This is a genomic window from Pseudarthrobacter adonitolis (assembly GCF_055412845.1).
In genome coordinates this window covers 206542-228352 of record NZ_JBVAYW010000004.1, presented here as the reverse complement: position 1 = coordinate 228352, position 21811 = coordinate 206542, and the positions used below count along the sequence as shown (strand labels likewise).

Annotated in this window: 20 protein-coding genes and 2 pseudogenes; 11 read left to right on the top strand and 11 right to left on the bottom strand. The window is 66.2% G+C overall.

Annotated features, from left to right (window positions below; genetic code table 11):
• Positions 1-49: 49 nt before the first annotated feature.
• Together ACZYZ4_RS07200 and ACZYZ4_RS07195 are read right to left on the bottom strand one after the other, a co-directional pair.
• Positions 50-1153 carry a FecCD family ABC transporter permease gene (locus tag ACZYZ4_RS07200; protein WP_463859461.1) on the bottom strand — a complete coding sequence of 368 codons (1104 nt, stop codon included), beginning with the start codon at positions 1151-1153 and terminating at the stop codon, positions 50-52.
• Positions 1154-1163: 10 nt separating this feature from the next.
• Positions 1164-2255, bottom strand: coding sequence for an iron-siderophore ABC transporter substrate-binding protein (locus tag ACZYZ4_RS07195; RefSeq protein WP_463859459.1), 1092 nt, complete (start codon positions 2253-2255; stop codon positions 1164-1166).
• A 128-nt stretch (positions 2256-2383) separates the two neighbouring features.
• Between ACZYZ4_RS07195 and ACZYZ4_RS07190 the strand changes: the two genes are divergently transcribed.
• A complete protein-coding gene (locus ACZYZ4_RS07190; protein ID WP_463859457.1) occupies positions 2384-2806 on the top strand; it encodes a hypothetical protein in 423 nt (140 codons plus the stop codon).
• Between the two features lie 108 nt (positions 2807-2914).
• On the opposite strand, the gene ACZYZ4_RS07185 is transcribed toward ACZYZ4_RS07190, so the two are convergent.
• The 3 genes and pseudogenes from ACZYZ4_RS07185 to ACZYZ4_RS07175 all read right to left on the bottom strand — a co-directional run bounded on the left by ACZYZ4_RS07185 (position 2915) and on the right by ACZYZ4_RS07175 (position 8936).
• Complete coding sequence (locus tag ACZYZ4_RS07185; RefSeq protein WP_463859455.1) at positions 2915-6382, bottom strand: ATP-binding protein; 3468 nt, start codon at positions 6380-6382, stop codon at positions 2915-2917.
• A gap of 194 nt (positions 6383-6576) precedes the next feature.
• A pseudogene (locus ACZYZ4_RS07180) lies at positions 6577-7473 on the bottom strand (DUF4194 domain-containing protein); the annotation flags it as partial.
• Between the two features lie 2 nt (positions 7474-7475).
• Positions 7476-8936, bottom strand: coding sequence for a DUF3375 family protein (locus ACZYZ4_RS07175; protein ID WP_463859453.1), 1461 nt, complete (start codon positions 8934-8936; stop codon positions 7476-7478).
• A 154-nt stretch (positions 8937-9090) separates the two neighbouring features.
• Here ACZYZ4_RS07175 and ACZYZ4_RS07170 point away from each other — a divergent pair, with 154 nt between their 5' ends.
• From ACZYZ4_RS07170 to ACZYZ4_RS07155, 4 genes are all read left to right on the top strand, one after another.
• Positions 9091-9495, top strand: coding sequence for a PepSY domain-containing protein (locus ACZYZ4_RS07170; protein WP_463859451.1), 405 nt, complete (start codon positions 9091-9093; stop codon positions 9493-9495).
• Between the two features lie 172 nt (positions 9496-9667).
• The gene (locus ACZYZ4_RS07165) at positions 9668-9970 is read left to right on the top strand and encodes a hypothetical protein (RefSeq protein ID WP_463859485.1); all 303 of its coding nucleotides are present in this window, start codon (positions 9668-9670) and stop codon (positions 9968-9970) included.
• Positions 9971-10033: 63 nt separating this feature from the next.
• Positions 10034-12049: an acyl-CoA dehydrogenase family protein gene (locus ACZYZ4_RS07160; protein WP_463859450.1), complete on the top strand. Its 2016-nt coding sequence runs from the start codon at positions 10034-10036 to the stop codon at positions 12047-12049.
• Between the two features lie 51 nt (positions 12050-12100).
• Positions 12101-12937: a TIGR04086 family membrane protein gene (locus ACZYZ4_RS07155; RefSeq protein WP_463859448.1), complete on the top strand. Its 837-nt coding sequence runs from the start codon at positions 12101-12103 to the stop codon at positions 12935-12937.
• Here ACZYZ4_RS07155 and ACZYZ4_RS07150 read toward each other — a convergent pair.
• Entirely contained in the window at positions 12934-13335 is a 402-nt protein-coding gene (locus ACZYZ4_RS07150) for a YchJ family protein (protein ID WP_463859446.1), read from the bottom strand. The two genes, ACZYZ4_RS07155 and ACZYZ4_RS07150, sit on opposite strands and share 4 nt — an antisense overlap.
• Positions 13336-13566: 231 nt before the next feature.
• On the opposite strand from ACZYZ4_RS07150, the gene ACZYZ4_RS07145 reads away from it, so the two are divergent.
• Positions 13567-14334 carry a hypothetical protein gene (locus ACZYZ4_RS07145; RefSeq protein WP_463859444.1) on the top strand — a complete coding sequence of 256 codons (768 nt, stop codon included), beginning with the start codon at positions 13567-13569 and terminating at the stop codon, positions 14332-14334.
• Between the two features lie 316 nt (positions 14335-14650).
• A pseudogene (locus ACZYZ4_RS07140) lies at positions 14651-14833 on the top strand (aldo/keto reductase); the annotation flags it as partial.
• Between the two features lie 43 nt (positions 14834-14876).
• Here ACZYZ4_RS07140 and ACZYZ4_RS07135 read toward each other — a convergent pair.
• Positions 14877-15656, bottom strand: a complete 780-nt coding sequence (locus tag ACZYZ4_RS07135; protein WP_463859442.1) for an SDR family NAD(P)-dependent oxidoreductase — start codon at positions 15654-15656, stop codon at positions 14877-14879.
• 108 nt (positions 15657-15764) lie between these two features.
• Here ACZYZ4_RS07135 and ACZYZ4_RS07130 point away from each other — a divergent pair, with 108 nt between their 5' ends.
• Entirely contained in the window at positions 15765-16145 is a 381-nt protein-coding gene (locus ACZYZ4_RS07130; RefSeq protein WP_058930777.1) for an RNA-binding S4 domain-containing protein, read from the top strand.
• On the opposite strand, the gene ACZYZ4_RS07125 is transcribed toward ACZYZ4_RS07130, so the two are convergent.
• Complete coding sequence (locus ACZYZ4_RS07125; RefSeq protein WP_463859440.1) at positions 16142-16645, bottom strand: hypothetical protein; 504 nt, start codon at positions 16643-16645, stop codon at positions 16142-16144. The two genes, ACZYZ4_RS07130 and ACZYZ4_RS07125, sit on opposite strands and share 4 nt — an antisense overlap.
• Before the next feature lie 122 nt (positions 16646-16767).
• Between ACZYZ4_RS07125 and ACZYZ4_RS07120 the strand changes: the two genes are divergently transcribed.
• The gene (locus ACZYZ4_RS07120) at positions 16768-17385 is read left to right on the top strand and encodes a uracil-DNA glycosylase family protein (protein ID WP_463859439.1); all 618 of its coding nucleotides are present in this window, start codon (positions 16768-16770) and stop codon (positions 17383-17385) included.
• Positions 17386-17418: 33 nt separating this feature from the next.
• Here the strand turns inward: ACZYZ4_RS07120 and ACZYZ4_RS07115 are convergent, their stop codons facing one another.
• Genes ACZYZ4_RS07115 through ACZYZ4_RS07105 form a run of 3 tightly spaced genes read right to left on the bottom strand, consistent with a single transcriptional unit; the run spans position 17419 to position 19816 of the window.
• A complete protein-coding gene (locus ACZYZ4_RS07115) occupies positions 17419-18663 on the bottom strand; it encodes a type II toxin-antitoxin system HipA family toxin (RefSeq protein ID WP_463859438.1) in 1245 nt (414 codons plus the stop codon).
• Positions 18660-18938 (bottom strand): helix-turn-helix transcriptional regulator, encoded by a 279-nt coding sequence (locus ACZYZ4_RS07110; RefSeq protein WP_463859436.1) that lies wholly within the window; start codon positions 18936-18938, stop codon positions 18660-18662. The genes ACZYZ4_RS07115 and ACZYZ4_RS07110 overlap by 4 nt, the downstream gene beginning before the upstream one ends.
• Positions 18935-19816, bottom strand: a complete 882-nt coding sequence (locus ACZYZ4_RS07105; RefSeq protein ID WP_463859434.1) for a protein NO VEIN domain-containing protein — start codon at positions 19814-19816, stop codon at positions 18935-18937. The genes ACZYZ4_RS07110 and ACZYZ4_RS07105 overlap by 4 nt, the downstream gene beginning before the upstream one ends.
• Positions 19817-19923: 107 nt before the next feature.
• Between ACZYZ4_RS07105 and ACZYZ4_RS07100 the strand changes: the two genes are divergently transcribed.
• Together ACZYZ4_RS07100 and ACZYZ4_RS07095 are read left to right on the top strand one after the other, a co-directional pair.
• A complete protein-coding gene (locus ACZYZ4_RS07100; RefSeq protein WP_463859432.1) occupies positions 19924-20688 on the top strand; it encodes a FadR/GntR family transcriptional regulator in 765 nt (254 codons plus the stop codon).
• A gap of 12 nt (positions 20689-20700) precedes the next feature.
• The gene (locus ACZYZ4_RS07095) at positions 20701-21807 is read left to right on the top strand and encodes an asparaginase (protein ID WP_463859430.1); all 1107 of its coding nucleotides are present in this window, start codon (positions 20701-20703) and stop codon (positions 21805-21807) included.
• Positions 21808-21811: the final 4 nt, after the last annotated feature.

Genomic DNA, 21811 nt, shown 5'->3' with positions numbered 1-21811 from the left:
TTCGCGGTTTTGGGGGCGTTATCTGCCAGTTCGCGCCCGCTGGAAGTGGTCACAGCCCGGCCGCCTTTCCGCGGCGGATGAGCCAGACGAAGACCGGCGCACCAACGAGTGCCGTCATGATCCCGGCCGGAACCTCGCCGGGAAGCAGCACTACGCGGCCGATAATGTCCGCGCCAAGCAACAATGCCGGAGCGAGGACCAGGGAGAACGGCAGGATCCAGCGGTAGTCGGGGCCGGTGAGCGACCGGGCCGCGTGCGGAATGACCAGGCCAACAAAGCCGATGGGCCCTGCCAATGCCGTCGCGGAGCCGCACAGGAGCACGATGCCCAAGGCGGTGACGCCCCGGGTCAGGCCCACACGCTGGCCGAGCCCGCGGGCGATGTCATCACCCAAAGCCAGGCTGTTGAGGATGCGGCCGGTGCCAAGAACAATAAGTGCCCCGACAGCCAGGAACGGGAGGCCCGGGAGCACCACCGCCCAGTCGCGGCCGGCGATTCCGCCCACCTGCCAGAAACGGAAGCGGTCCAGGGTGTCCTGGCTGGAGACGAGAATGACGCTCATCAGGGAATAGAGCCCGGCGCTGAGCGCGGCTCCGGCGAGGGCGAGCTTGACCGGCGTCGCACCGTCCCTGCCCATGGACGCGACGAAGTAAACCACGACGGCGGCGGCTCCGGCGCCGATGAAAGCGAACCAGATGTAGCCGCTCAGGGAGGTGACACCGAAAAGGTAGATGCCGGTGACCACGGCCAGCGCGGCGCCGGCATTGACACCCATGATGCCCGGATCTGCCAGCGGGTTACGGGCAACGCCCTGCATGGCGGCGCCGGCCAGGCCCAGGGCACCGCCAGCGAGCAGTCCCAGGACGGTGCGGGGGATGCGCGCCTGGACCACGGCGTGGTCCCCGTTGGCGGCGTCGAACTGGGTGAGCGCCTGCCAGACGGTGACCAGGGAAAGGCCCCGGGCGCCGATGGCCAAGGAAGCGGCAGCTAACAAAGAAAGTACGACGACGGCGGCCAGCAGCCAGGCGGCCTGCCTGGTTCTGGCCTTCCCACCGGCGCGAATGGACACTTGAGGCCCTCGTTGCGACCCGATCGGGGTCCCAGGTGTCCGTTCGCGCTGTCCGGCGGGTGCCGTCGTCGTACTTTCCGTCATGGACCGGTGCTTACTTCACTGCGTCCGCGGCGGTGGCGAGCTGCGGGAGGAAGGTGTCCAGCGCCCACGGCAGGCTCAGCGGGGAGGAGGCGGAGATTGCCAGGACCAGGCTCTTGTCCGCATCTGCAACGAACGCGCCGTTCTTGATGGCCGGAATCTGGCCCAGCAGGGGGTCGCTCTTGACCGCCGCAGCAGTCGCGGCATCCTCAACCGAGCTTAGGAAGATATCGGCCTCAAGCTCGTTGGCCTTCTCGGCAGACCACGGCACGAAGAAGTCCTTGGAGCCGGCGGAAGCCTTCTCGGCGACGGGGGCCAGTTTCATCCCGATGGCTGACAGGAACTTCGGACGGTTGTCATTGGCGGTGTAAAAGCCCGTGGCGGTGAGGTCTGCGGGATCGGCGTATCCGTAGATGAAGCTCTTGCCGGCGATCTGCGGGTACTTGGCAGCTTGGGCCTTGACGGTGGCCTCAGTATCGGCGATGAGCTTGGTAGCCTCAGCCTCCTTGCCCAGCGCCTTGCCAATGATGGAGGTGGAATCCTGCCATGAGGTTCCGTAGGCAACCTCGGGGTGGGCCACCACCGGTGCGATTTCGGTGAGCTTCTTGTAGTCCTCTTCGGTCAGGCCGGAGTAGGCGGCCAGGATGACGTCAGGGGTGAGCTTGGCGATCTCGGTGAAGTTGATGCCGTCTGCCTCGGAGAACTGGACCGGCGCCTTGTCGGAACCGAAGCCCGCGCCGAGTTCCTTCAGCGCCGCGTCCTTCCACGGAGTGGAGCCCTGCTCGTTGCCGCCCCATTCGTTCTTGGGCACGCCCACCGGGACAACGCCGAGGGCAAGGGCAACGTCGTCGTTGACCCAGGAAACGGTGACGACGCGCTTGGGCTGTGCCTTGACGGTGGTTTCACCGAAGACGTGTTTGATGGTGACCGGGAACTGCGAGCTGCTGGAGCCGGAGGTGCTGGCGTCCGACGTGGAGGACGCGGGGCCGGTGGAGCAGGCGGACAGCGTGAGTGCCGCGGCGGCGAGAACGGCCGTTGCCTTGCCGGCTGATTTGAACAGCGTGCGGCGGGTGGCGCTCGGGCCGGAGAAGAGGGGGGAAGTCACGGAACTCCTTAGGTGAATGAAGCGAACCTAAGTAAGGGTAGCCTACCCTGCTCACAATTAGAAAAGCTTTGTATTGCGTAATTGAGTTGTGACGCAACAAATAGCACCAGGTCATTGCCGCCTGGCGGGTGAACGGTGGTGCGGAGCCGGTGCTGCTGCTGCTGTTCCTTACCGCCGCGATACTGCTGGCCGCATGGGTCCCGTATGAGCTGAAAGTCAGCCAGCCGATGGTTGACCTGCGGACAAATCCTGGTGCAGGGGCGAACTATCGGTGCCCTCCCTGGCACCGGGAAGTACCTCATCGTGACCAATGCACAGGCTGGGCACCGATGGCCGAGGTCTTCGACTTCGACGGCCCTACCCGGCACCAGAACTTCTTGCTTATGGACCGGCTGGAGATCAGCGGACTGGTCACCGCCGGCAGCGAGGCTGTGGCCGGCGCGGTGGTGACGCTCCTTGAGGCAGGTGGCGGTTATGTGGACACACCACCCTTTTGGACGACGACGGCGCCCATGCGTTTCCGCTGCCCCTCGCCGGCCGCTACATCGTGACCATGGGCCTCTTCGACGGCTGGGACTTTGACGAGCTGGTGGGACACTAAGGCGCAATCGTCCAGGCCCAGATCGACGCCTGCACCGCTTCCGCGTAGAGCGTCCGGGTCAGCGGAGCACGATATCCACGGGGTTCGCCTCGGACCGCCACTGACCTTCCGCGCCGGGCCTGGGCCGGATCACCGGGGCGGTGAGCACGCCGGAGCGGTTGGTGCGCTTGTCCCGCAGGATCTCCGTCACGGAACCCAGGTGCCGGGACAGGTCGATCACGTTCTCCGGAGCGGCCAGCAGCAGCTGGAATCCGAACTCGTGCAGCGCCTTGATCCCGGCGCCCGCGAACTCCTCCGAGGCCAAAACAAACGCCTCATCCATCATCACGGTGCCGTAAGTGGTGAATCCCTGCTCGGCGATGCCCAGCTGGTAGCTCAGCGCCGCGGCCATGATGAACGCCGTGAAGCGCTGCCGCTCGCCACCGGACATGGATCCGGTGTCTGCGTGCATGTAAACGTCGGCCCGCTTGCCGCCGCCCTTCTTGCCCGCCGCCGGCCCGGTCACCTCCCGGTGCTCCTTGCACTGGATGAACAGGTGCCCGCGGACATCCAGCACTTCGGCGCGCCAGCGCCGGTCCTCCGGGGTCGGCGATCCGAGCCGCTTTACGAGCGTTTCGAGAGTCTTGTACCGGGCGGTGAGCTCGGCGTCGTCGCCTCCCCCTGATTCCGGGCCGGAACCCGCGCGGGCGGGCCGCGTGTGCCGGGCCTTCAGCGCGTTCTGGATAGCGTCCTTGAATTGCTTGGCCGTGGCCGGCAGGGTCTGCTTGATGTCCAGTTCCAGGAAGCTGCCCTCATGGAAATTGACCTCGGACAGGATACCGTTGAGCGGCAGGATGCGGCTGGTGATGGACCGCCGCTCCTCGTCCAGCAGGTGCAACAGCGTGCTGAACGATTCATGTGTGCGCTGGTTAAAGAACTGCCGGAACTCGGACTCCTGGGCGGGCAGGCCGTCGCTGATGATGGCGTGGTAGCGGCCTTCGAACTCCCCCGCTGCCCCGATGGAGGTGCCGTGGTCTGCGGAGATCGCGGAGCCCCACTCGCGCACAAAACCCTCGAAGATCCGGGTCAGCCGCTCTGAGGTTGCCTGCCCGCGCGTCTCGGCGGCGTGCAGCTCCCCGAGCAACGCCGTCCGGACGCGGTTGGCCAGGTTGTCCAGCTCATGCATCTCGCTGACTTCACCGAAGTCGGTGAAGTACGGTTCCAGCGCGGTGACGGTGACGTCCGACGGCGGCGCCTGCTCCAGGCGGGCCCGCGCGGCTTCCAGCAGCGAATCGGCGGTGCTCAGCTGCCGGTCCAGTGCCTTGTATTCGCTTTGCAGGACGGCCGCGGCTTCGGTGCTGGCCTGGTGTTTCTGCCGCGCCGTTTCAATGTTTGCCCGCAACGGTTCCAGGTCCGCCTGGGCCGCGAGGGCATCCTTGAGCCGCTGTTCAATCCGGGTGAGTTCATCGGCGGCGACGCCAGCCGAGACCTGTTCCCACGGCCGGTGGTCCTCCGCGATTCGGCGGAGGGCATCGAGCTGCCGGCTCATGCCCTGGTGTGACTCTTCACGGCTCTGCGCCAGTTCCGCGGCCTTTGCCAGCTCCTGCTGCAGGTCCGCCACCTGGGCGGCCACGAGCTCCAGCTTGGCGGCGTTGTCGAACCCGAGCACGTAGTCCTGGCGGCTGGTGAACCGGTCATCCTTCTCTACCGTGTGCCGGTTGCGTTTGACCACACCGCCCAGGCTCAGGCCCTTGTCCAGAGTGGCCAGCTCGTTGGGGTCCTCGACGCACGGGTAGGCGAAATCGAGGGCGATCCGCTCCCGGATCCATTCCCCGGCGTCCGCCACCGCGCCGCTGGCGAGGATGTCCAGCTTGGTGAGCAGGTCGCCGTCGTGCGCGTCCTCCGCGGCGAGGGCGCCGCCCGCGAGCGGCTTGGAGACGTCCACGGCGCGCAAGGCGCCACGGACCTTGTTGTCGTTCAGGTAGTGCGTCACCGCGGCGAAATGTTCGCCGGGGACCAGCAACGTGGTGGCGAGGTTCCGGAGGGCGCGCTCCGCGGCCGGCCGCCACTGTTCCTCCCCCTCGGCGAGGTCCATCAACTCGCCGCCGAATGGCATCCGGTCTTCGGGAACGCCGGTGGCCGCGGCGATTGCCGCCCGGTTTTCAATGCTCGACGGCGGCAGCAGCGACTTGCGCGTCTTCAACGACAGCAGCTCCTGCTGGGCTGCCGCCAGCTCACGCTTTTTGGTGGCGTGGCCGTCGAAAGCTTCGAAACGGAGCTCCTGCAGGGCCTGCGAGTCATCCTTGAGTTCGGCCGACCTGGCGGCAGCCTGCTCGTGGGCCTGTTCCCAACCCTCAGCGGTCCACTCCAGCTGCAGGCCGGCGTCGGACAGCGCCTTGCGGGCCGCTTCCTCCACCTGCTCACGGAGCCGCAGACCCACCTTGGCGTTGTCCAGCGACTGCTCGATCGCGGAGATCGCGTTGCCGCCCTGGTTGTTGTAATCCGTCTCCAGCTGGCGCAGTTCCTTGGCCAGCCCGTCGCGGACCGAGCGTTCCGCGCCCAGCTCTTTGGCCTTCGCCTGGGCCAGCTCCTTGAACCGGGCCAGGGTCTTCTGGTGCACCGTGACCGCGAGCTGCTGCTTGTAGGCCTCGAACTCCTCGCCCGCCAGCTCACGGAGCCGGTTCGCATCCAGCAGCGACTGCGCGTACTCCTTGTTCAGGCCAGGCACGGGGGCCAACTGGTCCCGCTGCTGCCGCACGTCCTCCAGCCGCTGCCGGATGGACATCAGGTTGCTGAATTCCTCGACGAGGTCATCCGCCGCGGCGAGCGTGGCCGGGGCATCCAGGACCTGGTCGCGGAAGAAGGTGTTGACGCTGCCGCCTAGGCCTTTGCCGGCCTGGATCACCCGCAGCAGGGGCAGGGCCTGGTCCGAACTGATGCCCAGGAGGCGGCGGAAACGCTCCGCAAAGGCCTTGTGGACATCGAAGATCTGGGCGTCCGGGAAGATCGTCTCCAGCGCAGCTTTGGTGAAGCGCTTTTCCGCGATGTCCTCGATGGCCGGCAGGTCCAGCGGCTTGCTGTCGATCAGGTAGAAACGCCCGACGCTGGACTCCGTGCCGTTTTTGGGCAGGTCAAACAGTGCCGACACCGTGATGCGGGTGCCGGCGGCATTATCGAACGTCAGGGCGACGGCGGACCACGTGGCACCGGGGCGCTGGAACGCACTGGCCGAGCCTTCGCCCACCGCCTTGTCGCCCACCTTGCCGCGCATGTAGGTGAACGTGGTCCTCTTGTCCTCCACAGCACCGCCGGCACGCTGGGCCGCGGCCTCGTTGGAACGCGGCCGGGCATCAAACACCCGCAGCATGGCATCAAACAGCGTGGACTTGCCCACGCCCGAGTTGCCTGTCAGCAGAGTTCCGTTCCGGTCCACGTGCATGGTGTGCGCCCCATGGAACGTGCCCCAGTTGACCACCTGCACCAAAGCAAGGCGCATCTGGCCGGGGTTCGTGAGGTCGCCCATCGGCAGCATGGATGCGATGCTCACTTGGCTTCCTCCATATCGGTGGTCGAGGCTACGGCGCCGCCACCGCTCAAGGGAGACGACGCCGATGCCGCCCAGGGAGTGGCATCTAAGGGGACGGACGAGGGTCCCGCTGCGAGCTTGCGAGTATTGGGGAGTCCTGACCCGCTATCAGCGCCGGGCGCATCGTCCGCAGGACGGATGCCGCCCGGCGGAGGGGCGGGGGCGGCGTCGGCGTCGTCGTCCTCACCGCCTGTGTCGTTGTCGAGCTCTATCAGTGCTTCTGTGCCTGTGGGGTCTGTGGTGGCTGCTACCAGCGCTTCGATTTGGGCTGGGATGTCGCCGATGTTTTCGAACGGGAGGGCCAGCGGGAGGGCGTTGGAGATGGTGTAGACGTCGTCCAGGCCGGTGGTTAGGAGCAGTTGGCGGGCCAGGAGCTTGGTGATGGCACGGGCGACTACGTCCGAATCCCGCAGCGCGTCCTGCTGTCCGGCGGGCTGGTAGTGGGCCACGAGGTCAGCGACTTCCTCGCGGGTGATGGTGGCATCGGTCTGGGCCGTGACGTGGCGGTCCAACAGCATCCGCAGGCGGAGCAGCACGATGGTCTCCACGCGGCTCAGCGCACGCTGCTGGCGTAGGATGCTCGACCGGCTACTGCCGCCGATGGCCTCCGGATCCACCGGGCGCAGGACGGCGATCTTGCGCTCGTGGTCCAGCTGCAGGGTCAGGAACAGCTCGGACAGGCGGCTGCGCAGGATGATCTGGTTGTCTAGCAGCGTGGTCCACAGCTTTTCGTCGCGGCCGCCGTCAACGTACGGACCCTTGAGCAGCTTGACCAGCGCCTGGCGCACCTTCATCGAGAGAACGCCGGTGTCGCCGGGAAACAGCGCCGCGCCGTCCACAAACGTGTCGCGGGGCGAAAGCCCGGCGCCCTTGGTGATTGAGCCTGTCGAAATCCCGGGCGTCTCGCTCCCCACCTGCCCCCTAACCTCGCTGGCTCGGCCAGGGAACCCGGCAGGCGTGGCCCCAAACTCGAGCACCGGAATTTCAGGCTCGCCCACCGCAGTTTCGGGGTCGACCGCCGGGGGTACCGCCGTCGTAATTTCTTCAGTCATCGTCAATCCTTCTTGAGGGTGACCACCGGCAGGTACGCCGTGCGGGTGGTGCCGTCGATCTGTTCGTAGTCCAGGCCATCCCAGGCGTCGCGGTCAAAGGCCGCGCCATCCTGGAGGGCGTGCGAGAGGAGTGCGCGGATGGAGTTGATGTGCTGTTCCTCCGGCGGCAGCTGGACCCAGGCCTCGGCCAGCGTGGACGCACCGGCGACGGCGGCCCGGATGGCGTCGGGCCGGGCTTTGCCCGTTCTCGGCGAGCGCACGCGGTCGGAGTCGCTGAAGGCAATGGGATCCGCGAGCTTGGGCGGCACGGCGAACTCGTCCGGGTCGTAGAGCTTGACCATGGCCAGCGATTCGAACCCGGCGTTGAACAGCACCGGACCGCGGACCAGTCCCGGCCGTTCGCGTTCATACGGCAGGGACCTGATGGCCTGCTCGGCCTCGCGCAGGACCTTCCGGAGGCGGACGGACTGGCGGAAGTCGTCGCTCTGGACGTAGGTGTTCAGGCTTTCGCTGAGCTTGCCGTAAATCCGCTGGATCTGGCTGTGCTGGTGGCGAAGCTCGGCCACCAGGTTCTTGAGCGTCTCGCGGTCCTCCGGCGAAAGGTCGTCGGCGAACTGCCGGCTCAGGACCTCACCGATGGCCGACCGGAACCGGAGCTGCTGCTGCGGGTCTTCCAGGAATGCGGTGAAGGAGCGGAAGGTCCTGCCCTCGGGGCTCTGCCGCAGCCGCTTGTCCGCGTCGAGCACCTGCGCCATGGTGGCGCCTTTGCTCAGCGACTCCTCGATGATCTGGTTGCGCAGCTCGCCCACCAGTTCCTCGATGCGGTCGCGCATCTTTTTGTAGTCGGCGGGCAGGCTTGCGGCGAGGTCCAGGATGTTCCCGGCGGCTTCCACCGCTTCGTCGTCGTCCAGCAGGCCGTCAAAGTCGCCGGAGCTAATGTCCTGGATCAGCTGCTGCCGTTCCCCGATCTCGTCCTCAAGGGATTCCAACCGGGCACTCTGGTCCGGATTGGTCTCATTGGCCAGCTTCTCCACGTCGCCCAGGAGCGTGCCCAGCCGGGAACCGTTCAGCGTGGACCGCTCGCTGGAGAGGCTGTCCAGGAAGGCGAGCACGCGGGCGGCCGGCTCGGTGACCTCGTAAACGATCTGCCCCGACTGGTTGCGGCGGGTCAGGAAATGCTTGCGCGTCCACTCGTCCGCATAGTTCCTGCCGGACGACGTGCCGATGGCGGCACCACCCAGCCCGGGTTCCTGGCGCCGGAGCTGCTCAAGGAAGGAGTCGACGTCGGCGTGGAACTCCTCGAGCGGAAGCTGCGGACGGGTGCGGGTAAAGGATGCCTGCAGCACCGCGATCACCCAGGGCGCCGAGCGCGTCAGGGCCCAGGCGGGTCCCTTTGTGAGGAGTTCGAGGTCCCGGAGCCGGGCACTGATCGCGTCAGCGGATGACCTGGCGGAGCGGGGCACGCACTCTCCTTCAGCTGCCTCGGGATACTGGGGTTGGGCAGTGGATTCGCAAAACTGCCAACTACAAGGTTAACGCAGGCCCCGCGACCGAATAATCGTTGTACCTTGCTGGCCGCGGGAGCACACTATTTAGATCACCTGAGAGGAGTTTGTCATGCGTGAAAAAGCTGCACTGATCACCGGCCTGGCGGCTGCGGCTGTCATTCTGGGTGGCGCGACAGTGGCGGTCGCCGCGAGCACCCGGACCAGCGGAGATCAGCCCTTGAGCAGGATCGGGGTCAACGTCGACCGATCTTCGCACGTGTCCACCGCTGCGGGGTCCAGCCAGGACGACGATGCCAATCTCGCACCTCTGAGCACCGCGGACCGTGACCAGGCCGCGAACGCCGCGCTGGCCAAGGTGGGCCAGGGCAGTGTCATCGAGGTAGAACGGGAAAATGACGGGAACGTGGCCTACGAGGTTGAAGTCAGGCTGGACAACGGTTCCGAGGTTGAAGTGGGGCTCGGCGCCGACTTCGCGGTCCTGAACCAGGACGCCCCGGAGTTCGACGACGATTAAAGGCAAGCGCGGACAGTGACTTCCGCGACCGCTCCGTGACCTACGTCCCGGTAGCATTGCGATCCCGTATCAACCCGCCGTGACGGCGGGGCAGGTCTGGCTGGGCCCCACCGGCACCCCCTACGCTCATGCTACTGATCTCAACCGAAGCAACGGCGCAGCAGGGGGAACAATGCAGTTCGACTTAAGTGCAGTGGAGACAGCCACCATGGTGTTCGTCGGTACCCTGGTGTTTGCCTTGGTCCTGGTGGGCTTCGTCCTGACAGCGGGCTTCCTGGCCCTGGTCCTGGTGGGGGTGGGCAAGTTCGCCTGGTTCCTCGCCTCCACCACGCTGCTGATTGTGGTCCACGGGATCAACCACGGCTGGGACCGGCTGGTCCACCACGCCTCCACGGTGGAGATCCCCGGGGACTTCCAGGGCCAACCATCCCCTAGCACTGGAAGCTACCCGCGGGTAATGTTGAGAGACAGCTGAAGGGTTCTCCAACCCGGCGGATCCATGGCTTGAACCGGCCATCCCGGTTAGAGGAGATACGCCATGAGCTCCGCCACTGACAGTCCCGCCACGAAGCCACCAGCCACCGACGCCCCGGCCGCGGAAGTCCCCGTCGCCGCGGCCAATATCGGGCCCGAAGCCACTGCAGCGGACGCCCGGGCACTTGCTGAAGCCTCCCGCGAGATTGACTGGGACCGGCCCAGCTTCGCCAAGGGACTGTACCTGGGGAACTTCGACCTGAGCCTCATCCATCCCTGGCCGAAGGCAAAGGCCGATGACGTGGAACGCGGTGAGGCCTTCATGGAACGCCTCACCGAGTACGCCCGCACCATGTCCGGCCGCGTGATCGAACGCGAGGCCCGGATCCCGGACGAGTACCTCCAGGGCCTGGCGGGCCTTGGCGTCTTTGGCATGAAGATCCCGCAGGAGTACGGCGGACTCGGTTTGTCCCTGGTCTACTACGGCAGGGCCCTGGCGTTGCTCGGCAGTGTCCACCCGAGCATCGGCGCCCTGATCTCCGCGCACCAGTCAATCGGCGTTCCGGAGCCGGTGAAGGTCTTTGGCACAGCGGAGCAGAAAGGCGAGTACCTGCCGCGCTGCGCCGCCGGGGCCATTACAGCTTTCCTCCTCACGGAACCGGACGTGGGCAGCGATCCCGCGCGGATGGGCAGCACGGCTGTGCCCACGACCGACGGCGGGACTTATGTCCTGGACGGCGTGAAGCTTTGGACCACCAACGGTGTGATTGCCGAGCTGGTGGTGGTGATGGCCGTGGTGCCGGCCCACACCGATGCGGACGGCACCGAGCATAGGGGCGGCATCAGCGCCTTTGTGGTCGAAATGGACTCCCCCGGCATCACGGTGGAGAACCGCAACACCTTTATGGGACTGCGTGGCATCGAAAACGGCGTCACCCGGTTCCACCAGGTGCGGGTGCCCGCCGCAAACAGGCTGGGCCGCGAGGGCCAGGGCCTGAAGATCGCGCTCACCACGCTGAACACGGGCCGACTTTCCCTGCCAGCGCTGTGCGTCGCGTCCGGCCGCTGGAGCCTGAAGATCGCCCGGGAATGGTCCAACGCCCGCACCCAGTGGGGCCAGCCGGTGGGCAAACACGAGGCTGTGGGCAAGAAGATCGCCTTCATCGCCGCGTCCGCCTTCGCCCTGGACGCCGTCTTCGAACTGTCCGCGGAACTCGCCGACGCCGGACAGAAGGACGTGCGGATCGAGGCTGCCCTGGCCAAGCTGTGGTGCTCCGAGATCAGCTACCGGATCGCCGACGAGCTGGTCCAGATCCGCGGCGGCCGTGGCTTCGAGACGGCGGAGTCCCTGGAAGCCCGGGGCGAACGCGCGGTTCCGGCCGAGCAGCAGCTGCGTGACCTCCGGATCAACCGGATCTTCGAGGGCTCCTCGGAGATCATGAAACTCCTTATCGCCCGGGAAGCGGTGGACGCCCACCTGGCCGCCGCCGGCGACCTTGCCTCCGTGGACGCGAGCCTCCAGGACAAGGCAAGGGCCGCCGTCGGGGCTTCAGGTTTTTATGCCCGGTGGCTGCCCAAACTCGTGGCAGGCGCCGGAATGGATCCCCGGTCCTACAGCGACTTCGGTCGGCTGGCCAAGCAGCTTCGCTTTGTGGAACGGTCCTCGCGCCGGCTGGCCCGCCAGACGTTCTACGGCATGGGGCGCTGGCAGGCGAAGCTGGAGTACAAGCAGGCGTTCCTGGGCCGGGTGGTGGACATCGGCGCCGAACTGTTCGCCATGGCCGCATGCTGTTCACGGGCCGAAATGATCCTTCGCACCACGCCGGAACGTGCCGCCGCTGCCTACGAACTGGCTGAGGCGTACTGCGAGCACGCCCGCGTCCGCATTGACGAGTATTTTGACCAGCTCTGGCGCAACACGGACGACGGCGACCACATCCTTTCGCGCAAGGTCCTGGCCGGGGATTACACCTGGCTTGAGGCGGGTGTACTGGATCCGTCGGAGGGCACCGGCCCGTGGATCGCCGATGCCACGCCGGGGGCGTCCACCAAGGAGAACCTGCACCGGAAGTACCGCTAGCAAGTCATAAGCATCCTTGTTATCGCTGGTCACCAGTGGTTGAGTTGACCCATGAGCAGCCAAACGGATCCAGAGGACAGAATTCCGCCGACGACGCGGAACGAGAATTTACGGAATGAAACTGCTCGCGACCAAACCTTCGCCAACGGCGAGCCCACGCGCGCCTTCGATCAGACGCCGGCGCCCTATGCCGAGCAGGGCTATGCCGAGCCGGACTATGCCGAGCCGGACTACGCCCCGGCAGCCCAGGTGCCGCTGACCGACGATCCGGCGCTGGATCCACGCCTGACAGATCCGCGCCTGACCGACCAGCAGACGGCCGTAGCCCGGGAGAAGGAACAGTTCGGCGGCATCAAGGTGGGCTCGGCCTTTTTCGGCTGGCTCGCCGCCACCGGCATGGCTGTCCTGCTCACAGCCTTTGTGGCCGCGGCGGGAACCGCGGTGGGGTTGGCGAACAACACGGACGTGAACGACGCCGTTAACCAGGTGCAGACGAACGGCGCCGTCGGGCTCGTAGGCATTATCGTCCTGCTGGTGGTCCTGTTCATCTCCTACTACTCGGGCGGCTACGTTGCCGGCCGGATGGCACGGTTTAACGGCGCCCGGCAGGGTTTTATGGTCTGGATCTGGGCGCTGATTGCTGCGGTTGTGATTGCTCTGCTGGGCGTCATCGCCGGCCAGCAGTTTAACGTCCTGGCCAATCTGAACAGCTTCCCACGGATCCCCATCAATGAAGGCGAACTGACCCTCACCAGCATCATTGCCGCCGTTGTGGTGGCCGTGGTCTCACTGGGGGGTGCCGTGCTCGGCGGTCTCGCGGGCATGCATTTCCACCGCAAGGTGGATCGGGCCGGCTTCACCCCGGACGAGACGTACAACGGGAGCTAGGCGAGCATAACGGCGTCGACGTAGTACCAGCGCCGGTTCTCCCGGACAAAGCGGCTGGTTTCGTAATGGACTCCGCGTTCGCCGTTGTGCCGGAAATGAGCCTTGAACTCCACGCTCCCCTCAGTATCCAACGGGCCGCCGCGGCTCGTGGACAGGATGTCCAGGCGGCGCCACTCCATGGCCGGATCCAGTTCCAGGTCCGAAGGCGCAGTATCCGGATGCCAAGTTTTCCGGAGGTATTCGGCGTTCAGCAGGGCAAACGCACTGTAGCGGGAGCGCATCAGCTGCTCCGCCGTGGCGGCTTCGGCCCCGCCGCTGTGGAACCGCCCGCAGCAGTCCGTGTACGGCTCGCCGGACAGGCAAACGCAGGGGCCGGCGTTGATCGGATTCTCGGTCATGGTGCTCCTGTCGCGGTTGTCTGGGCCGCTGTCCGGCGGCCTCGTGGCTTCCCTTTCCGACTATAGGCGCAGGAGCCGTTGACATATCCGGTAACAGCTTCGAAACAACCTCGGACGAACCCCGCCTGAAGCCCGCAGGACCGAAAAATAGTCCGTAAGGTGGTGGAGGGCTGTTGCCCGTGGTGATGGGTGCCGGGCCGGACTCCGCCGCCGGCAGAGAGGAGAGGTGACGTGGGAGATTCGACGACGATTGCCCTCAATCTGACTTTTTTCGGCACGCTCGGCCTGGCGTTCCTGATGTTCCTGGGCCTGGTCCTGTTGGTTGTCATCACCCTGCTGCTTGCCGGCGTCGGGCGGCTGTTTGTGCTGACCGTGATGGTCCTCTTCCGGCGGCTCCCGAAAAACGAAACCCTCCCACTGGTCCGGCTGACCGGGGAGCCCGGGCCGCCGTCGGATACCCCCGTCGCAACGCACGACGACGGCGCTCGCGCCCACAGTACGGCTGCCGTGGCCGTAGTGAGCACGCCGCGCGACTGGCGCAAGGCCCTTCGAGACGGCCGCAACTTCCTGAAACCATCCGAACTCCGGCCTCGCTTCCACGATGCGGTGGAACATCACCCCCTGCTCACCGCGGCCCGCAAGGAAGCACCGGTGCTCGCCGAGGACTGGGCCGTCGCTGTGGCCGATGCGGATGCCCGGGCCATGGCGCGCGCCCGAGCCGCCGCCCCGGAAATCAAGGTCTCGGTGCGCGATCTTCCCGGCCCCTCCGTTCCCGCAGCGAAGGTCGAAGCGGTGGCCCCGCTCGTGGAGTCGGCGCTGCATCAGGACAACCCTGGGCGCGACAACGCCAACCGTGAGAACACCGCCATTGGGGCTGCCCGCTCGTTCACGAAGCCGCCCGCCCCGGCACCGTTATCCCTGCTGGACACCGGCTCGCTGGTGTCGCTGTCCGGCCACGCGAACGCACTCAAGGCCAAGCTGCCCGCCGACCGGCGCTGAGGACGGCGCTGTGCCTGGGCGTCACAAACCGTCACTGCTCCGGCCCGCGTTACCCGTGCTACGAAAAGCGAAGCACTGTGGGGCTCTCCTGCGGCCCAGCGCCGAATTTGTGTAGCGTCGTGACGATCCACAGCAATCCGCGTGGACCATCGATTGTGAGGAGCCGTGGATGAGCCTCGGCGAACTTCGTGTGTTCGGCCGGTCGGGCACGCCCATCAGCCCGCTCACACTGGGCACCATGAACTTCGGTGAAGCGCCGGGCGGCGCATCCGGCGGCGCCTTGACAGGTGGCGGGCCGCGCGCTCCGCGGCCGCCGCAGAACCCGAACGTTGCCTCGGCCATTGTGGGAGCCTCCCGCCCTGAGCAGCTCGCGGACACGGTGGCTGCCGCGGGTGTGACGCTGGAGCCGGAGACCATGAAGAAGATCGACGACGCCATCGGCTCACTTGCCGAACGCGATCCGGCGCAAACCAAATCCCCCGCAAGCCGCGAAGCGTAGGAGCTCCTGCTGGAGTGGGTGAGCTGGGACTAAGGGCCACTTTTCAGTAGTCCACGACCGTGCCGCTGGAGATGTTGACGGTGGCGTCGGTGATGGCTCCAGCCCTGTCCGAGGCGATCCAGGCCGCGACGTTGCCCACGTCCTCCAGTGTGGCGGTGCGGTTGAGGTGTGCGGCGGCGCTGATGCTCGCAATGACGTCGTCGCGCCCCTCCATTTGCCAGGGAATGGTTTCAATGATGCTGCCGGTGACGATCGTGACCACGCGGATGCCGGATTTCCCCAGCTCCACCGCCCATTGACGCCGGAGCCCCTCCATCGCGTCCAGCGCGATCTTGAAACCGCCCAGCCCTTGGAAGGTCTGCTGGCCGGAACCGCCGAACATCAGCACCACGCCTGAGCGCTGCTTGAGCATGTGCCGGGCGGCAGCGCGGGTAGTGAGGAAGTGGGTGCGGACTGCGGTGGTGATGGGCTGGGCGAAGTCCTCCGCAGAGATCTCCATCAGTGGCTGCTGCACGTCGCGGTAGGCGATCAGGTTGAAGGTGATGTCGATCCGCTTGGCCTTCTTCGCCACCCCGTCAACGAACGCGTTCACCTGGCTTTCGTCCAGGGCGTCGACGACGGCGGTTTGGGCGATGCCGCCTGCTTCACCAATGTCCCGGGCCACTATGTCCAGCTTCTCCTGGGTGCGGCCGGCTAGGTGGACGGTGGCCCCTTCAGCGGCGAACGCCTTGGCTACTGCGCCGCCGATCGACCCGCCGGCCCCGTAAATCAGGGCAGTCTTGCCGCGGAGAAGCCCGGTGGCGCTGCCGTTTTGGTGTGCCATGGCCTTGCTACCTTCCGGTAGTAGTAAGTCCCTTTATAGTGTTCCTGCTCGTGGAAGGTGGCAAGGTCATCGTTCCGTGAAGGCGACGCCGTATACTCGGTGCCAGCCATGACCAGCCTTCCATCCTCCCCCGCCAGCGTCCGCATTGATGCGTGGCTATGGGCGATCCGCGCCTACAAAACACGCTCGGCCGCCACCGCTTCGTGCCGGGCCGGGCATGTGCGGCTGAACGGCAGCCCGGCGAAGGCCTCGGCCACTCTGGTCACGGGCGACACCGTCACGGTGCGGATGTCCGGCTTCGAACGCACCCTCGAAGTCCGCCGCCTGATCGCCAAACGCGTGGGCGCAGAGGCCGCCTCGCACTGCTTCACCGACCACACACCGCCCCGACCTGTGGCGCCGGCACTGGGGCTCCCCCAGCGGGACCGTGGCGCGGGACGGCCCACCAAGAAAGACCGCCGTGAGATGGAACGACTTAAGGGCTCTTAGGTCCTGACGCGCGCCTGCACGAGATTCGCGAACGGCAGCCGGCCATGGTCCGCAACAAAGGCTGCGTGATACCCGGCCTCCGCTTGGTTTACGTCTTCGGCGGGCACCTCTTTCCACGCGATGATGAGTTCATCCGTGTGGGTCAACTGCCAGATGAGCCTGCCGTCCCAGTGGCCCGGCGGCCTGCCTCGCCCAAAATCCAGGAACTCCTTGATCTGATTCCGGAGTCCGCGGTTGCCCTTGCTTCCCAGCCCCGCTTTGCCAACATAGAGAATGTCCGCACCGTCCACCCATTCCGCCAGTATGGCTTCCGCAGGCAGGGTGGGATTCTTTTTCTTGAAGGTCCCGGCGGTGCTGATCTTCAGGAAGTGGGGCTCGAACTCGTTCGGCCGAAGAACGGCGAACACGCCAGTGCCCTGCGGAACCCTCATGATCTCAAGGCTGTCGAAGCTCCGGAAGCCGGCGAAGCCGTCGGACTTGAGCGTTTTCCTGTTCATCATGATGACGTTACCCGGCCGGGCGCCGGTCCGGAGCTAACTTTGCACTGCGCACCTAAACGTCCAAAAGCGTAGAGTGGGCTTAGACGCCTGTTTCTGGACGCCGTGCTGCTGAGGGAGAGATCGTGACGATTGACTGGGACGAAAAAAAGGCCCTGCTACAGGAACCAAACATCGCGGCGGTAACGCAGCTCTGCGATGAACTGATGGAAAAGAAGCCAGGGTCCGTCGTCCCCTACATCGACCCCGTGCACGACGAGGACGAATGCCGGATCGTCAGCCTCCACGTCAGTCCGGGCAAGGGCACCGAATCCGGCTTCGTCTCCCATTTCAACGACGACGAAGCCGCCCGCCGCGCCACCCAGATTTACGAACTAGCAGAGCTTGATCCGCGCTATGTGATGCCGTGGAATGCTTACCCGTGGGTGCGTGATCCGGAGCTTCCGTCGGCGCTGAACGTCCAGGAGAAGACTGACGGCCTGCGGCCCTTCCGGCAGTTCCTCAAGATCAACCGGCGCGTCTCCGCAGTCATCGCCCACGGCACGGACGCTTCCACGTTCCTCACCCTCTTCGAAAAGACCTACCACTCTTCCCTGAAGAACAGCGGCATCAAGATCTACAAGGCCAGCGCGCTCGGCGGGCGGGCCTTCGCTGTTTCTGAAGCCAAACAGGAGGACCTCCTGACCAAGAGTGTGGACGTCTACAAGGACGCCATGCAGCGGGCAGGCATCCAGCACCTCTAGCCACGCACGACGACGGTAGTCACCGCGGGTGCCTCAGCCTTCCAGCAAGCGCCTGCGGTGCTTGAGTTCCTTCACCCACGCCCTGGTGACCATGTCAGGAAACGGCGAGCCGCCGCCGTCGTTCTTCTGCGGACGCCCGCGCCCGGCAAACGCGGCGCCTGCCTCCAGGTCGGTGATCAGCGGACCTGACGCTTTCAGGGCGAGCTCCACCACCTGGGCGGCCGTGCGGTCACTCAGTCCCAAGTCCGCGGCCCAGCCCACAAAGTGGCGGCGCGAGATCCCGCTCCGCTTCCCGCTCAGGGTCAGCGCAAGGGTTTTGTCCCCATAGACCACTGTGGAGGGAATGTCGTAGACAGGGGCGATGGTCCACTCCCCATGCGGCTGCTGGACCATGGAAACGTTCTTGGCGTGCAGGTCCCCGTTGCCGCTCAGCCACGCAAAAGCCCCCTGGATGGCCAGGTTCCGGAGTGCCGGGAGAGGCGCCGAGCAGTAGTCGGCCAAAGCCTGGCAGACCTGCCCATAAGCCACGTTGTACTTGTCCGCCGGGTAGAGCTTCAGGACCTGGGCCCCGTCCTCCACCGCCAGCCGCCGAACGTCGTCGGGCCCGCCACCGGGGACCGGGACGCGATCGAAGCGCTCCACCAGAAGCCCGGGCCGGCCCGCGACATCCCGGATCAGCCGGACCCGGCTCAACGGAATCCGCAGCCTGGCCGCATACCGGAACATCACCAGCTCGTTCTCCACCACATGCGGGAATTCGGGGGCGTTGAGTTTGAGGATGAACCGCTTACCGGCGCTGGCCACAGGGAGCGAGATCATGCCGGCAGACAGCTTGTCCTGCACGCCGGCCAGCGCCACGGGGTCGATCAGGTCCGGATCGCCGAGCAACTTGTCGAAGTCAACCGGCAGTTTGGGATCCAGCTGGACAGCGTGCTCGTCCGGGTCCAAAGCTTCGCCGTGGCCTACGATCTGGACGTCGCCCACCGGGTTCCCGCCGGCGGCGATCAGCAGGGACAGGTCGTCATCGGCGCTGGTCTTGATGGACCGCCGCAGCGCGTTAAGCCGGCGGCCTTCCGGCAGGAGGCCGGTGAAATAGGGCGGCGCCGCCCCCGCCGCTGAATCGACGGGCGCGCTGGTGAGCGGCAGGGAACTGGCGACGGCGGGTCCCCCGGACGCGAGGTACGCTGGCGCGTAGCTGAACCGGGTGCCGCCGTCGTGCCGTTCAAGCATCGCGGCGAGAACTCCGGCCTTGTAGATGTCGGCAATGCGGTGCCTCATGGCTGTGGTTCCCGGACGCTGGCGGGCTCACCGGCCGGGCCTGTGAGCCCGCGGGCGGCCTGGCTGGTTCCTGTGACAAGCCGCAGCTCTAGGCCCAAGGTTTCCAGCACCGCCGTTAGGGAATCCAGCTGAACGCTCAGCTTGCCTTGCTCAACAAAGCGGACAAAGCGCTCGGACACGCCTGCCATGTCGGCAAGGTCCTGCTGGGTGAGGCCCAACTGGCCGCGCCGCGAGCGGACCTCAGCGGCCACCAAATCAGCGAGTGTTTTCGTCATAGCGCTCCCATCGGTACGATCGTGCCGTTTTGCGTTCCCGCAGGAAGCATACGCCGATTACGGATTCCTGAACAGACCTGGATCGGCACGAACGTACCGGTGAGATTTTTTTGGTTGCGTCCGGGTTCACGCGGGTTCAGCCGATTTTGGGGACGGCCAGGTAGTTCATTTCGAGTAATAAAGAAAGGGGTCTCCGCCCGCGACTTGGTCGTCTTGACCTCGATGAGACGTTGCTTGCCACTGGTTTCGAACGAGCGGACGTCATAGCCGAGTCCGTCCCCGCGGGTTTTGGACACATGCTCGACGGCGTCAGCCAACTCGGTCTTCGCAGCGCCATGCAGGCGGCGCCGCTCAAGTTCGACGACCGCCAACTCGCCGCTTTCGCCTAACCTCCGGTTGCTTGCTTCAACGGCTGCGTAGTCGTAGTGGCGGGCGGAAGGCGGGCCAGCCGCCCTTTCGGGTAGGACAATCTCGGGAATCGGCGACCCCGCGAGGTCAAGAGGGCCAACGGCTGATGGGTCAGGCGTATGAAGCGCCTCGGTCAGGATCTGCTCGACGATGGATGGCGCCGTGGCCAGTTGTGCCTCAACCTCAGCAATCAGGGCATGCTGAAAGTTCTTAGCAGGCTGGTATCCCTTTATCGGGCGCAGGCCCAGCCGCAACATCACTGCGGAGATTTTCTGGTGTTTGAATTCGACCGAGGAAGCGCTCCGGTTGCTCAGCAACGGCAACAACCGATCCCTGAAATTCGTCTTGTTGTAGGGCTGCCCGAGCACTTCCAGCCTTAGCATCGCGAGATAGCTCGCCACAATCGCAGCGATTTCCGGCTCGGTCCAGTCACGGGATGCCACCGCGTTCTCCTTATGGTCGATACTCACGCCCAGGCCATCGGCTGGCAGGACGTCCGCAGCGGGACCATCCCGCGATCCACGCTTTTCCTGACCCCGACATTGACACCCCGTGTGACCCGTGCCATATTTGATGCGTGAACCTGTCAGACAGCCGGACAGCAGGACAGCCTGCGATGTCCTCCGGCCACCAGCCACCCGAAGCGGAGATGCCCGGAGCCCGGCCATTCGACGCCCAGCCACTGGCCCGGCTCAGCGCGGCGGAAGCAGTATTCAACGCCATCCGCGCGGACATCGAATCCGGCACCGTGGCCGTGGGCGGCAAACTCGGCTCCGAGGCGATGCTCGCGCAGCAGTACGGGGTCAGCCGCTCGGTCATCCGCGAGGCGCTCCGCTCCTGCACCGCCCTGGGCCTGACCGTCACCAAGACCGGCAAGGGCACGTTTGCGGTCGCCAACAAGATAGCCAGTGACCTGACCCTGGGGCATTACTCCGCGCGGGACCTCACCGAGGCCCGCCCGCACATCGAGGTTCCGGCAGCAGGACTTGCCGCCCAGCGCCGGACGGACGAGGAACTCGAGACCCTGCGGCACATCGTGGCCGCCATGACGACGGAAACGGACCCCCAATCCTGGGTTGCCCTGGACTCCAGCTTCCACGCCGCGATCGCCCGCGCCAGCGGCAACAAAGTGTTCGCCAGTGTGGTGGCCGACATCCGGGGAGCCCTGGCCTTCCAGTCGGAAACCCTGAACATGGTGGCCGACCGCCAGCACGCGTCGGACACCGAGCACCAGCAGATCCTCGCGGCCATCGAGGCCGGCTCCGCCGAGGCCGCAAGCCTGGCCATGGCCGAACACCTCCGCGCCGTGGGCGTGGCCCTCGATTCCATCCTTAACAAGTAGCCCAAGGACTCCATGCCAGCCCCTGCCCTTTCCGCTGCCCAGACTGCTGCCACCGGCACCCCCGCACCCGGCCTCGCCACCAGCACCGCCGCCACCGAATCCGGAAAGCTCCCGCAGCACGCATCCCTGGTGATCGCCACCCGCGACGGAATGGTGGAAAGCGTCCACTATGGCTCGGCCATCGCCACCGCACCCGACGGCTCAATCCTGGCAGAGGCAGGCGACCCCCTGGCCCCGTTCTACCCGCGCTCCTCCCTCAAGCCGCTGCAGGCCGTAGGCATGGTCCGAGCCGGCCTGAACCTCCCTGCGGAACTGCTCGCCCTGACCGCTGCCAGCCACTCCGGCGGAGCCAAACACCGCGGCGGCACCCAGCGCATCCTCGCTATGCACGGGCTCACCGTGGCCGACCTCGAGAACAGCACCGACATGCCGTACGGTACCAGCGAGCGCGAGGACTGGCTGCGCTCCGGCTTCCACGCCACGCAGCTGACCCAAAACTGCTCCGGCAAGCACGCCGCCATGGCCGCCACGTGCGTCATCAACGGCTGGCCGGTCAAGGGTTACCTCGACCCGTCGCACCCGCTGCAGCAGCTGATCGCGACCACCGTCACCGAGCTGACCGGCGAGGAGCCCTTCGCCCGCAGCACGGACGGCTGCGGGACACCCCTCTTCGCCCTCACCCTCCGCGGCATGGCCCGGGCGTTCGGCGCCATCGCGGCCGCCGCAGCCTCGGTCCGCACCTCCGACGACGGCGGGACCGCCCCGCTGCTTGCGGAAGCCGCCGTCGGACTCGCCATGCGGCATCACCCTGACATGGTGGCCGGCGAGCGCCGGGACGTCACCGAGCTGATGCGGCTGCTCCCCGGCTCGGTGGCGAAGGACGGTTTTGAAGGTGTGCAGCTCGTCGGCCTGTCGGATGGCCGCGCAGTTGCCGTAAAGATTTCCGACGGCGGCGACCGCGCCCGGATGCCCGCCACCGTCCACGTGCTTGAATCCCTCGGCGTGGACACCGCGCCGCTCGCCGGCATCGCCGCCGCCCCTGTCCTGGGCGGCGGCCACAAAGTGGGCCTGCTGCAGCCCACAGATTTCCTATCCACGCCCGTCAACGAAGCCCTGTGAGGAC

Excerpts from the sequence above, each read along its gene's own strand:
- ACZYZ4_RS07130 (WP_058930777.1), top strand. The coding sequence starts at position 15,765 with ATGACCAGCCTTCCATCCTCCCCCGCCAGCGTCCGCATTGATGCGTGG.
- ACZYZ4_RS07135 (WP_463859442.1), bottom strand. The coding sequence starts at position 15,656 with ATGGCACACCAAAACGGCAGCGCCACCGGGCTTCTCCGCGGCAAGACT.
- ACZYZ4_RS07165 (WP_463859485.1), top strand. The coding sequence starts at position 9,668 with ATGCAGTTCGACTTAAGTGCAGTGGAGACAGCCACCATGGTGTTCGTC.
- ACZYZ4_RS07200 (WP_463859461.1), bottom strand. The coding sequence starts at position 1,153 with ATGACGGAAAGTACGACGACGGCACCCGCCGGACAGCGCGAACGGACA.
- ACZYZ4_RS07110 (WP_463859436.1), bottom strand. The coding sequence starts at position 18,938 with ATGACGAAAACACTCGCTGATTTGGTGGCCGCTGAGGTCCGCTCGCGG.
- ACZYZ4_RS07125 (WP_463859440.1), bottom strand. The coding sequence starts at position 16,645 with ATGATGAACAGGAAAACGCTCAAGTCCGACGGCTTCGCCGGCTTCCGG.
- ACZYZ4_RS07160 (WP_463859450.1), top strand. The coding sequence starts at position 10,034 with ATGAGCTCCGCCACTGACAGTCCCGCCACGAAGCCACCAGCCACCGAC.
- ACZYZ4_RS07115 (WP_463859438.1), bottom strand. The coding sequence starts at position 18,663 with ATGAGGCACCGCATTGCCGACATCTACAAGGCCGGAGTTCTCGCCGCG.
- ACZYZ4_RS07095 (WP_463859430.1), top strand. The coding sequence starts at position 20,701 with ATGCCAGCCCCTGCCCTTTCCGCTGCCCAGACTGCTGCCACCGGCACC.
- ACZYZ4_RS07150 (WP_463859446.1), bottom strand. The coding sequence starts at position 13,335 with ATGACCGAGAATCCGATCAACGCCGGCCCCTGCGTTTGCCTGTCCGGC.
- ACZYZ4_RS07170 (WP_463859451.1), top strand. The coding sequence starts at position 9,091 with ATGCGTGAAAAAGCTGCACTGATCACCGGCCTGGCGGCTGCGGCTGTC.
- ACZYZ4_RS07155 (WP_463859448.1), top strand. The coding sequence starts at position 12,101 with ATGAGCAGCCAAACGGATCCAGAGGACAGAATTCCGCCGACGACGCGG.